Genomic DNA, 12,950 nt, shown 5'->3' with positions numbered 1-12,950 from the left:
CTGAAAATCCGTATGCGGTTTAACGAATTTTCCGGGGGCTTCGAATGAAAGCAGGTAAGCATGACGCCGACTTAACGGCGATTGCCAAACTGGCGTTAGCGCTGAGTTTGTCGCAGTTGGCTTCGCTTGCGAGCGCGAACGAACCTGAGGACACCGCAATCTCGCCCGCTAAACCGGCCAGCGCCACCCAGCCCGATTCGGCCCCCTCAAACTCCAACGCTCTCGAAAGCCTAAGCGAATCGCTAGCCGCCGTCGACGAATTCAACGGCCCGTTAAAGGATGTCGCGGACATGGACATTGACGAGCTGGTCAAGGTCAAAATCTCGCCCTTCGAAGTGTCTAGTGGTCTCGACAGCGGTTACCGGGCCTCCAATTCAGTGTCAGGCTCGCGTTTCGACGCGCCGATTCGCGAACTGCCTTTCGCGATCCAAAGCTTTACCGAAGCCTTTATCAAGGATCAACGGCCTCGCGAGATTTTCGACATCGCCCGCTATTCTCCCGGCGTCACCTATCGGAGCAACGATTTCAACGAAGGTAACGCGAATCTAGCGATACGCGGCTTTACCGTTGGCTCGTTGGCCGGCGGCAATATCCAGACCTTGCGGGACGGGGTGCATGGTCCGTCGATCCTGGATTTCACGAATGTGTCGCGGGTAGAAGTCGTCAAGGGGCCGGCCTCGTTTCTGTACGGGCAAGTCGCGCCGGGCGGCATCGTCAACGTCATCACCAAAACGCCTCGGCGCCAATTCGCGGCGAATGTCGCCGCCCGTTACGGTTCCTACGGCCAATACCGCTTTGAAACCGATGTAACCGGGCCGGCCTCGAAAACTCTGTTCTACCGAATGGCGGCCTCTTACGACCAAGATTTGCACTATTGGGAGCCTTATGACGCCCATGCCTGGAATATTTCGCCATCCCTGCTTTGGCAGCCCATCGACCGCTTCAGCCTATCGCTGAAATACGAGCGGTTCGAAAAGATCGAAGCGCCGCAACTCATGCAAAAGCCCGGTTACGGTACTTGGACCGGCATCATGCCCAGTGCAACCGATCCCAACCGATCCGGCGTCGACGTGCCGGGCCTGCCTGACACCTGGAACGGCATGGCCTACAGCGATTATCGCCATAGCAATACCGATAACCTCAGCACCTGGTTAGACTTCAAAGCCGACGAACACTGGAATTTGCGGGCAGGCTATTCCCATATGGAATACGACGTGGATGCATTGGCCACCGGCAATTTCGGCATGGCGAACAACGTCACGACCCTGCAGGGCCGCCGGGTCCGCCATCAGGTTTACAACAACCGCGACGACACGATAGAACTGCAAGGCGTCGGCCGCTACGACTTGGGCTTCGCCAGTCTGCGCTTGTTGTTCGGTGGGCAGTACGTGGACCGCAATTTTCACCGCTGGGCCGGTCAGGCGCCCAACGATCCAAGCCTGAGCGGCAATCCGACCGCGTCGCCGCTGCCGCTATGGGATTTGAGCGATCCCTCGACCTGGAATCGCCACACGTCGATCGGCTTGTCGGGATTGACAGCTTCCCGGTTCGACCAAAACCTCAACGCGGCGGATAAGTCGGTTTACGGCGGCTCGACCTTCGGAATTTTCGAAGATCGCTTACTGGTGCTAACCGGCTGGCGTTGGACCGAGACCGAAAGCCGGCTTAGCGACGTCTTGAACCAGCGGTCGCAGCCGCGGGTTAGCGCCAGCCGAGTGACGCCACAGTACGGGCTATTGTTCAAATTGACGCCGGAATGGTCCTGGTTCGCCAGCTATGCCGAATCCTTCGTCCCCGGCACATTTTCCATCAACCGTCTTGACGGCGGCACAGCCATTCCGGACCCCAGCGAGGGCCGTGGCTACGACGTCGGCATCAAAGCGGAATGGCTCGACGGCCGCCTGTCCAGCACCTTGAGCTACTTCGACATCGAAAATAAAAACATCGTCAACGACTTGGCCGTTACCGATGCCAACGGCGTCGTGACGATCTACGGCGTACAGACCGGCAAGCAAACTTCGCGCGGCATCGAATGGGATGCCACCGCCCAATTGACCGAGCAATGGCAGCTCTATCTATCCTATACCTATATGGATGCCAAGATTACCGAGTTCACCGGCCGGGACGATGCCATCCTGGCCCAGAACCCCGATACGCTGGACGCCACCGGCCTAACGTATTACAAGAATGCGCTGCGATTTCATAACGCGCCGCTGCAAATGAGCGCGCCGCATCTTGCCAATCTGTGGACGCGTTACGACTTCAAGGCCGACGCCTGGCGCGGCTTGCATATCGGTGGCGGCTTCAATTTCGTCTACGATCAAACCTTGTTATCGGATACCCCAAGCTCGGACCGGCAAACCTATCTGCTGTTGAACGCGTTGATCGGCTATAGCTGGCGAGTCGGCGAACACGAACTGAGCGTGGATTTCATGGGGAAAAATTTGCTCGACGAACAATATCGTCCCTCGCAAAGCAGCCGCGGCCGGCCGCGCGAGCTGACGATCAGTTTCTCCGTCAAGTTTTGATGGCGGCACCTGAACCATGAAACACGCCGACCTCGCCTGTTTCGACGCCACTCCGCGACTCAATCGGCGTTCCCGGCGCCGCTTGGGCATCGCGGCACTGTTGCTGGGTATGTTGGTTCCGGCGGTGAATGCCGACCCGACGCCGGGGCAGAGCAGCGCGATTCGCGTCAAAGCCGCGTTTTTACGCAATTTCGCCCGCTACGTCACTTGGCCGGAGCCGGTTTCCCCCAGCGTCGATAGGCCCTGGTGCATCGCGGTGTTGGGTCCCGACCCCTTCGGCGAGGTACTGGAAACCAGTGTCAAGGATAGAAGCGAGCAGGGTCACGCGTTTCAAATCGTGAGAGCTGAAAGCCCGGCGGATTTGCCGATCTGCCATATCGTCTTTGTTGCGTACACCGACATTACGCTTCGCCACGCCGCGTTGGCCGAGCTGAAACGAAAACCGGTACTGACGGTCGGAGATGCGGAAGACTTTATTGCGGATGGCGGCGTTATCCGCTTTAAAGTCGACGAGCGGGTCGGCATGACCATTAATCTCGATCAAGCCCGCGCCGTTTCGCTGACGATTCAAACCAAGCTGCTGGAAGTCTCCAACGAAATCTTGATCAACGGTATTTTTCGCCGGGTACGCTAAGCGATGACGATGCCATCCAACATCCAAGGCCGGCTGGTACTGATTCTGTGGGGCAGCGCCCTGCTGGCGTTTCTGTTGGCAGGCGCCGGCTTGGCAATGTTTCAAAACCTGACGCGGGAGCAAAGAGCCGCGCAAATCATCGAACCCTACGCGCGAATGATCGCGGTTGGCACCGATACAGCCATCGCCTTCGAAGATCCGACGCGTGCGCAGGAAATCCTCGACACCTTAAAATCCAATCCGCAAATTCAAGCGGCGGCCATCGTTTTGGACAACGGCCGGGTGTTGGCGAGTTTCGAGCGTTTGCCGCAAAGTTCTCTAGCGCGGGCACTTCCCGAAAAGGACGGGATTTTCGTGAATCGCGAGCGCGCCGACTGGTTGCAAACCTTATCCAGCGGCGCCAGGCTGTATCTGGCCATGAGTATGGCGGCCATCGAGCAGCAAACCCGCGAAATCTTCGCTTTATTCGGCGGCGGCGTGCTGGTGCTGCTGATCGCCACGATAGGCCAACAACTGATGCTGAAGCGCGCCATCGTCGCGCCGATCGCCGCACTGACCGACGCAAGCGAACGGGTGAGGTTCTCGGCCGATTACCACCACCGCGTGCCGGCCGGCGGCGCCGAGGAACTGGCGCGCTTGGGACAAAACTTCAACGCGATGATGGCGGCAATCCAGGAACGCGAGCAGGCATTGCGCCATGCCAACGTGTTCCAACACACGATATTGCAAAACATCGCCCACGGTATCATCTCCACATCCCCGGACGGCACCGTCACCAGTTTCAATCCGGCCGCCGAGCGTTTACTGGGTTATGCCGCAAGCGAAGTCGTCGGCCGCGCGACACCCGCGCTTTGGCACGACGGCGAGGAAATCGCCCGCTACGCTCGCGAGCTGTCCGCGGAACTCGGAGTAACCCTATCGCCGGGCTTCGAGGTATTCACCGCCAAGCCGATGCGTCATCAACCGGAGGAACGCGAATGGACCTTCATCCGTAAGAACGGGCAACGGATTCCGGTGTATTTGTCGATTACCGCTTTGCGCGACGATGCCGGACGGATCGGCGGCTTCGTCGGCCTGACCTACGACCTTTCCGAACGCAAGCAAACCCAGCAACGCCTGCATTTGCTCAGTTTCGCGCTGGATCGAGTCGAGGAGACGATATTGTTGATGGGCGAGAACGACCCGCGTTTTTTGTATGCCAATCTAAGTACGGTGCGCACCCTGGGCTATAGCCGCGAAGAACTCACCGGCGGCATGAGCCTATTCGACATCATCCCGGATTGGACCGACGCGATGTGGGCGAGCTTCCGGCGGGAACTGAGCGAGCGGCGGCGCGCGCAATTCGAAACCCAGCATCAACGCCGGGACGGCCGACGCTTTCCGGTGGAGATCACGGCCAATGTGTTCGAATTCGCCGGCCAAATCTACAACTTGGTCATTTGCCGGGACGTTAGCGAATGCAAGCAAGCCGAGGCGGCCCTGGCGAAAAGGGTGCGCGAGTTTCGCACGCTGACCGAGAACCATCCCGACGGCATCGTACGCTTCGACACCCTGGGCCGCCATCTGTACATCAATGCGGCGGCCGCGCGCAGCTCGGGAACTGCCGGAATGTCGCCGATCGGCAAGACCGTATGCGAATTGCCGATACCGGGCAATCCGGACCTGACGCAACCATTGCTGAACGCCGTGTTGGGGGTTGTCGGCAGCGGCGCGCCGAATTTGATGGAATTTACCTGGCCGACCGGACGTACCACCGAAATTCGCCATATTCCGGAACTCGGCGAACATGGCGAGGTAGCCAGCGTGCTGGCGATCGCCCGCGATGTTACCGAGCGCAAGCGTATCGAGGCGGAGCTGGACCAATATAAGCTACAACTGGAAGACACCGTGCGGCGCCGCACCGACGAATTGCGGCTGGCCCGCGACGCGGCGGAAGCCGCCAACAAGGCCAAAAGCGTGTTCCTAGCCAATATGAGCCACGAATTGCGGACGCCGCTCAACGCGATCTTGGGTTTCTCCGGCATGATGCGCCACGACCCGCAGATCACCGAGCATCAGGCGGAGAGCTTGGATATCATCAATCGTAGCGGCGAGCATTTGCTCAATCTGATCAACGACGTACTGGAAGTCGCGAAAATCGAAGCGGGCCGTCTGCAACTGGACATCGCCGCGTTCGATTTATACGCGCTGGTCAAGGACGTCACCGAGATGATGCGCATCCGGGCTCGCGAAAAAGGTTTGTCGCTGGTGCTCGAGCAAGCCGACGAATGCCCTCGCTACGTCAGTTCCGACGAAGCCCGCATCCGGCAGATATTAATCAATCTGATCAACAACGCCGTGAAATTTACCGAGCACGGACACGTCACGCTGCGGATGGGGATCAAGCACAACGCCAAACATCATTTGCTGATCGAGGTGGAGGACAGCGGCCCCGGCATCGCGGCGGAAGATCAATCGCGCTTGTTCGAACCCTTCGTACAGTTGGCCGACGGCGTCTCTCAACAAGGGACCGGCTTGGGACTGACGATTACCCGCCAATTCGTCCGGATGCTGGGCGGCGACATTCGCGTTAAAAGCGAATTGGGCCAAGGCTCGCTGTTTCGAGTGGAGTTACCGGTGGCACTGGCCGGCGCGGAGGGTATTACCGAGTTATCCTCCGCTTCCGGCGGCAAGGTGATCGGCCTGGCCGGCGGTCAACCCCGTTACCGGATACTGATCGCCGAGGATCAGCACGAAAACCGCTTGCTGCTGGGACGCTTGATGACCGGCTTGGGCCTGGACACGAAATTCGCAGAGAATGGCCGGGATTGTGTAACGCTATTCGAAAACTGGCATCCGGACTTGATTTGGATGGACCGGCGCATGCCGGTGATGGACGGCATCGAGGCCACCCAGCGGATTCGGCAAGCGCCGGGAGGACGACACGTTAAAATTATCGCGGTCACCGCGTCGGCGTTTCAGGAACAGCAGCAGGAAATGTTGGACGCCGGCATGGACGACGTGATCCGTAAGCCTTACCAGTTCGCGGAAATATACGACTGCCTGGCTCGGCAGCTGGGACTGAGCTATCGCTACGCCAGCGAGGCGCCGGCCACCGCCGCACCGGCCGTGGATACCGACGCGCTGGCGGCGCTTCCGGCCGAATTGCGCAATCGGCTGACCAACGCCTTGGAAAACCTGAACAGCGAAGCGGTCGCCGCGCTGATCGCCGAAATCGCCTTGCTAGACCCAAGCCTGGCGGTCGCGTTGTCCGGCGTGGCCGACCAATTCAATTATCAAGCGTTGCTCGGATATCTGGATGCCGCTAAGCGGAAGAACGGCTAGATCGGCGCCGGTCTACAAATGGCTATATTCTGGCTATTCAACGATCGCTCGACGCAAGATGGCGCACTATGATTAACGATCCAGCGAGACGCGATGCTCAAAACCTTAGCTTAAAAAGGGAAGCCGCTCGTGCAGGGTAAGACAACTCGGCATACAATAACCGGTTGTATAAGACCGATGCGGCGCTGATTCAGGAGCGTTGACAACCAAGGAAGCGCCTGTCGGCAGAATCGGCGAATTCCTCCGCCGGCAGCCAAAGATGGCGGCTGCCGGCGGAGGAATTCGAGTACCCCAACCCATCGGCCGCGCTAATCCAAGTAGCCGCCGCGCAACCGGAGGAGGCCCGCCTTGACCAGGGAAAACCCAATGATTGATGAACAATCCGGTTCGACTTCGTCCAAAGGCCTGATCTTGGCGGTGGACGATACGCCGGCCTCACTCAGGCTGCTGACCGACGTGCTCAAGGCCGAGGGCTACGAAGTACGCTCGGCGATCAGCGGCGAACTGGCGCTGCACGCCGCCGAGATCCAGGCACCGGAACTGGCCTTGCTTGATGTCAGCATGCCGGGCATGGACGGCTTCGAAGTCTGCAGACGGCTTAAGCAAATTCCCGGCTCCAGCGACGTGCCGGTCATTTTCGTCAGTGCAATGTCCGACACCCAGGAAAAACTGCGCGGCTTCGAATTAGGCGCGGTCGATTACGTGACCAAACCGTTCCAGCGCGAAGAACTGCTGGCCCGCGTCCACACCCACCTGGAACTCAACCGGCTGCGCCACCATTTGGGCGACATGGTCGAGGAGCGTACCCAGTCGCTGAAACGCAGCGAATTGAAGTTGAGGGCCAATTTACTGGAATCCATCACCGCAATCGCCGCTACCGTCGAGATGCGCGATCCGTATACCGCGGGTCACCAGCGCCGGGTCGCCCAGGTAGCCACCGAAATTGCCCGAGAAATGGGCCTACCGGATAATCGCATCGAAGGCATGCATCTGGCCGCTGTCGTCCACGATGTCGGCAAGGTCAAGATTCCGGCGGAAATTCTGTGCAAGCCGGGCCGGCTGACCGAACTGGAATTCTCGCTGATCAAATTGCATGCCCAGGACGGCTACGACATCCTGAAAGCCATCGATTTCCCGTGGCCGATCGCCGAGTTTGTCGGTCAACACCATGAACGGCTGGACGGTTCCGGCTACCCGCAAGGCTTAAAGGGCGAGGAAATTCACCTGGAGGCCAGGATCATAGCGGTTGCCGACGTCATCGAAGCAATGGCCTCCCATCGCCCTTACCGGCCTGGTTTGGGCATAGACACCGCTTTGGCGGAAATCGAAAGTAAGCGGGGGATCATGTTCGACCCGCAGGTCGCCGACGCCGCGCTTCGGCTGTTTCGGGACAAGGGCTACCAGCTGGAGAGTTAACCGCGGACCCGCCGGGTCCGCTTAGGCGCCGTAACGATAGATCGGCGGAATCTCGGCGGTATGATCCAGCTCTATCAATTGCTCGATGATCCCGTCGTTCAATCCGTACACCCAACCGTGCAAGGTCGGCTGGTGGCCGTGTTTCCAGGCCGTCTGCACGATGGAGGTATGCGACAAACGGTGTACCTGCTCTAGGATATTCAGCTCTATCATCCGATCGACTTTTTTGTCTTCGCTCAAATAAGCGAGCTCGTCCTGATGCAGCCGATAAACATCCTTGATGTGCATCAACCACTTATTGGTAATCGTCAGATCGCCGCGTTGCGGCTGCATCGCCGCCTTGACGCCGCCGCAACCGTAATGGCCGCAAACGACGATATGTTTTACCTTCAAAACCGCGATGGCATATTGCAAGACGCTCAGGCAATTGAAATCGGTGGTAATCACCTGATTGGCGATGTTGCGATGCACGAAGATTTCGCCGGGCTGAGCATTGACCACTGTTTCGGCCGGCACCCGACTATCGGAACAACCGATCCATAAAAAATCCGGGCGCTGTTCCTTGGCCAACTCGATGAAATAACCGGGATCCTTGGCGACCATGTCCTGCGACCAGGCGCGGTTTTCCAACAGCAGTTTAGAGGGTGTATGCATGGGCCGACCTATCGGGTTGAGTTGTTTGCAAACCGAGACTCAGTGTCGCCGCACCCTGCCAGACTCGACGCCGTCCGCCAGGCCGGGTAGCACCCGAATCTCAAACCGCCCATTATCTCCGATAGCGTCGGCGTTTTCGACCGCTAGCTTTGCATCGGGTATAGATCTAGTACTCGACCTTGATAGAACCGATAAAACTGATCGGCGCACCGGGCATATTGCCATAGTAGCGCTGGCTGGCGTCGAAGGTATCCGCCCCGGTGAAATAGCGCTTATCCAACAGATTATAAGCGTTGAGTTGCGCGGTCATCCGAGTCGGCCCCACCTTGAATTTGTAAGCCGCCGAAGCGTCCCAGGTCGCATAGCCCGGCAATTGATAGCTGTTTTGCGGATCGCCCTGGCGCTGGCTGGTCACGCGGATACCGCTGCCCAAACTGAGGCCGGCGAAGGCCGGATCGGTGAATTCGTATTTCAACCAGACATTAGCCGAATGGCGTGGTGCGTTGGGAAAACGCTTGCCCAGCAGGCTGACGCCACCGTAGACGTCCTGCTCGGTAAACTTAGTAATGCGGGTATCCAAATAGGTGTAATTGGCGATCAAACTCCAATTCTCGGATAGCTCCCCGGCCAAGTCGAACTCAACGCCCCGACTGCGTGCCGCGCCCACCGTGGTCGTATAGCCAAGTAAAGCCAACGTTGGATCGGGATTGCCGGTGGCCAAATTGGTTTTGACGATATCGAAATAAGCCAGACTGGCGGTCAATTTTTGATCGAACAGTTCGGTCTTGATGCCGCCTTCGAATTGTCTGGCTTCTTGCGGCTTTAACGGCGTGCCGTCCGTATTGCGGGCGCTGTAGGAATTATTGGTACCCAGCGATTCGGTGTAGTTGCCGTACAAGGACAGCCACGGAAAGGCCCTATACAACACGCCGACCCGCGGACTGAATTTTCCGGCCGACACATGGTTTGCGTTCATGGCGGCCTCGGCGGCGGCATAGGAACTGCCGGAGCTGCCGACGCCGTAGTCGGCCCAGTCATAGCGGCCGCCGCCCAATAAATGCAGCTTATCCCAGAACACCATTTGATCCTGAAAATACACGCCGTTCCATTCCTGATGGTAATGGCCGTAATTCAACGGTAGCAGCGCCAAGTTGCCGGTAAAGGGCTGCGGGTTATAGATGTCGATACTATCGACGCTGGCGCAGCAGCGATTCTGGCTTTCGTCGGTGTACGCGTAATAGTCGTGACCCACCAACAAGGTATGTTTGACGCCCCAGGTATTCAGATGGCCCAACAGATTGGTATTGAACGAATAGGTTTGCGAACTTTTGACATTGTTGTCCCAATTGTAGCGATCGACGGTGCGCTGGTCGGCATGAATGCCGTACGGAAAAATGTCGTATTGAATCCGGCTGCCGAGAAAGGCCGAAAATTGCTGACTGATTTTCCAATCGTCGTTAAAAGCATGCGACCAGTTCAGGTCGGCGACATTGCGCTCCTGATTGGCGTGCGCCGACTGGTCGCTTAACGCGGTGTTGATCGGCAAATTGGCCGGTCGAGTCGCTCCATTCAGCACCGGAAGCCCGTCGTCCCAGCGAAAGTCGTCGCGTTGATATTCCATACCGAAATTGACCTCGGTCCGATCGCTGACCTTCCAGGTAAATTGCGGGGCGATGAAGATACGGTCGCGGTAAAACAAATCCCGAAACGACTTGGTGTCCTGGTAAGCCAGATTGAAGCGGTAGGCGAAGGTTTTATCCTGGTTCAACGCGCCGGTGGCGTCCAACGTGGTCCGATAGTTATCGAACGAACCGAACTGTTGCTGCAGCGCGTAATACGGCGTGAACAGCGGCTTTTTCAAGACCCGGTTGATCATCCCGCCCGGCTCGATCCGCCCATACAGCATCGCGCCGGGACCTTTCAGCACTTCCAAACGCTCGACATTGGCGGTTTCCGCCGCCCAGGACGCCTCGCGGATACCGTTGCGGTAAGTCGCGCCGTTCATGTCGAAGCCGCGCACGGTAAAATTTTCGTAGGTTGGCGACGGGCTGATTTGCACGCCGCTGACGTTGCGCAAGCCGTCGGCCAACGTAATCGCTTGCTGATCCTTCAAGACTTGTTGCGGCACGACTTGTATCGAAGTCGGCGTGTCCATCAACGGCGTATCGGTGCGGGTTGCGGTGCTGGCGTGGGTGCGACTGTATTGCGGGTTGTAAGGATCGTTGGCCAAGTAGGCCGTTTGAGCGGTGACGGTCACCGCCCCCAGCGTCTCGACGCGTTCGCCGGCCGCGCCCACCGGTTTGATCGCCACTGTATTGGCGGCAGTAAAACTGAACACTAGACCGCTACCGGCCAACAACTGCTGTAAGGCCTGCGCCACACTGAAGCGGCCGTTGACCGCCGGCGCGGTTTTGCCGGCCACCGCGCCATCGGCGTAAAACGGTTGCACGCCGGTCTGCCGCGACAAAGCATCCAAGGCGCGGGCCAGCGGTTGGGCGGGAATGTTGATCGCGAAAGTCTGGTCGTCCGCCCGCGCGGCGCTGGAGGCCAGCAGCAACGGGGCAACGAAAATATACAGCGGCATGTTTGACATCGGTTCTCCTTATCGTGGTTTGGGTTCCGTTCGATAAGACCGTTTCAAAAATAAAACACCGCCACATTCGCCGATTTAGCAAGCATTGCCGGTATGCCGGTATGCTGGAACACGCTGCGCGGAGTCTTTAAGCCCGTAAGACCAAACTTACCGTCTGGCCAGGATGCCGATTCGGTTACCGTCCAAATACGCGATCCTGACCGGCAATGCGGTGGCGATGGTATTCAGGGCCAGTGGCAGATTGTCGGTCGGAAAGCGGCCGCTGACCGACAATTGCCGCAAGTCAGCGTCGGCGATTTCAATCGACACCGCATGATAGCGCTCCAGCTCCCGCGCCACGTCCGCCAGGGTCAGATTTTTCAAAACCAGCACCCCGCCCCGCCACGCGGCAATGGCTGCTAGATCGCCGGCCCGCACCGGCGCGGCACGCCCTTGTCGATCAAAGTTGGTTTGCTGCCCGGCGGTCAAATGCAGTACCTCGGGGTTCGTGGCAACCTGAACCGCGACTTCGCCCTCTTGAACGGCAACATCGAGGTTCGCCGGATCCCGGCGCACATTGAATTGAGTGCCGATATCCTCTATCCACCCCTCGCCGACGCGAACCTCGAACCGGGTTAAGTTATTGTGGGCCACGTTAAACCAGGCCTCTCCCCGCTCCAGCCAGACCCGGCGGGCCCGCGCAGAGTAATTGACCCGAATCGCCGTGTCGGTATTCAATTCAATACTGGAACCGTCACTCAACGTCACGGTTTCCCGTTCGCCCTTGCCTGTCGTAAAGCGCTCGGCGGTCAGCCACTGCCAGATCGGCGGATTGACGATCAATACGCCGGCCAGCAATGCGGCGGCGGCCAATCCGGCCATCGGCCAACGTCGCTTGCGGCGAGCGTGCCGGTAAACCGCTTGAGCCTGTTTAAGTTGCGGCCGCGCCACTTCGCCGAGACCGGCCAACTCGCGCCATAAACGCTCCGCGCGGCGAAAGGCGTCCGCGTGGCGAGTATCCATGGCCAACCAGGCCTCGAAGCCGGCACGATCGTCGGTGGAGCAGTCGCCGGAATTCAGGCGCGCCAGCCAGGCCGACGCTTCCCTGCGTATCCGGGCGTCTCGCTCGTCGCTATTCGTCGAGTTCATGGGCATTCGGGCGGCCACGCGATCAATCCCTATCCCAATCGGCGGCGTCCACTGCCGTCAGGAATAGTTCCAATGCTTTCGCGCAATGCCGCTCGACCGTGCGTCGCGGTAGCTTCAGGGTCTCGGCGATTTCCCGATGACTGTAGCCTTCGATGCGGTGCAACAGAAAAATATGCCGTTGGATTTCCGGCAATTCCTGCAACACCTGCATGCACAAGCGCAGGGTTTGTTGATCGGCCGATATGGCTTCAGGCGTTGCTACTGGGCTGCTGATTTGATCGAAATCTTCGATTTCGCCGTCGTACAGTTCGCGTACCTGCCGCTTGCGCCGCAAATCCACCGCAGCATTGGCGGTCACCCGATACAAGTAAGCCCGCGGGTTCAAGATCGCATCCGGCGCCTCGTGTTCCAACAAGCGCAGATACGCATCCTGCACCAGGTCTTCGGCGGCATCGTCCAAGCGCTGCCCGGCGAATCCCAACAACTCCTGCCGGTGCAGTCTGAACAAGCGTTCCAGCCAATTTTGTTTTCGGGCCATCACTGATGCAGGGACAAAAATCGCCTTTATAGCAAATACTCCGGCGCTGCGTTATCAATAATCACGGCCGATCGCCGCAAAGCGATCGGCCTTAGCGCGACCAAGCACCACGTAAACCAACCGCCCTGCCGTGCC

At 58.7% G+C, this 12,950-nt stretch carries 8 protein-coding genes; 4 read left to right on the top strand and 4 right to left on the bottom strand.

All coding sequences use genetic code 11. The features are described from left to right. Positions 1-44 precede the first annotated feature (44 nt). The 4 genes from BJL95_RS07620 (at position 45) to BJL95_RS07605 (ending at position 7,902) form a co-directional block, all read left to right on the top strand. A complete protein-coding gene (locus tag BJL95_RS07620) occupies positions 45-2,528 on the top strand; it encodes a TonB-dependent siderophore receptor (protein WP_071156780.1) in 2,484 nt (827 codons plus the stop codon). A 16-nt stretch (positions 2,529-2,544) separates the two neighbouring features. Then, entirely contained in the window at positions 2,545-3,162 is a 618-nt protein-coding gene (locus tag BJL95_RS07615; protein WP_083385770.1) for a YfiR family protein, read from the top strand. A gap of 9 nt (positions 3,163-3,171) precedes the next feature. Then, positions 3,172-6,486 (top strand): PAS domain S-box protein, encoded by a 3,315-nt coding sequence (locus tag BJL95_RS07610; protein WP_254786719.1) that lies wholly within the window; start codon positions 3,172-3,174, stop codon positions 6,484-6,486. Positions 6,487-6,852: 366 nt separating this feature from the next. After that, positions 6,853-7,902: an HD-GYP domain-containing protein gene (locus BJL95_RS07605; RefSeq protein ID WP_071156776.1), complete on the top strand. Its 1,050-nt coding sequence runs from the start codon at positions 6,853-6,855 to the stop codon at positions 7,900-7,902. Between the two features lie 21 nt (positions 7,903-7,923). Here BJL95_RS07605 and can read toward each other — a convergent pair whose 3' ends face one another. From can to BJL95_RS07585, 4 genes are all read right to left on the bottom strand, one after another. After that, positions 7,924-8,556 (bottom strand): carbonate dehydratase, encoded by a 633-nt coding sequence (gene can, locus BJL95_RS07600; RefSeq protein ID WP_064030413.1) that lies wholly within the window; start codon positions 8,554-8,556, stop codon positions 7,924-7,926. Positions 8,557-8,722: 166 nt separating this feature from the next. Continuing rightward, complete coding sequence (locus BJL95_RS07595) at positions 8,723-11,149, bottom strand: TonB-dependent siderophore receptor (RefSeq protein WP_071156774.1); 2,427 nt, start codon at positions 11,147-11,149, stop codon at positions 8,723-8,725. Positions 11,150-11,296: 147 nt separating this feature from the next. After that, on the bottom strand, positions 11,297-12,277 hold the full coding sequence (locus tag BJL95_RS07590; protein ID WP_071156772.1) for a FecR family protein: 981 nt from the start codon (positions 12,275-12,277) through the stop codon (positions 11,297-11,299). Between the two features lie 22 nt (positions 12,278-12,299). After that, positions 12,300-12,815, bottom strand: coding sequence for an RNA polymerase sigma factor (locus tag BJL95_RS07585; RefSeq protein WP_071156770.1), 516 nt, complete (start codon positions 12,813-12,815; stop codon positions 12,300-12,302). Positions 12,816-12,950 lie beyond the last annotated feature (135 nt).

Source organism: Methylomonas sp. LWB, assembly GCF_001856095.1.
GTDB lineage: Bacteria > Pseudomonadota > Gammaproteobacteria > Methylococcales > Methylomonadaceae > Methylomonas > Methylomonas koyamae_A.
This window is presented reverse-complemented; position numbering and strand designations above follow the sequence as displayed.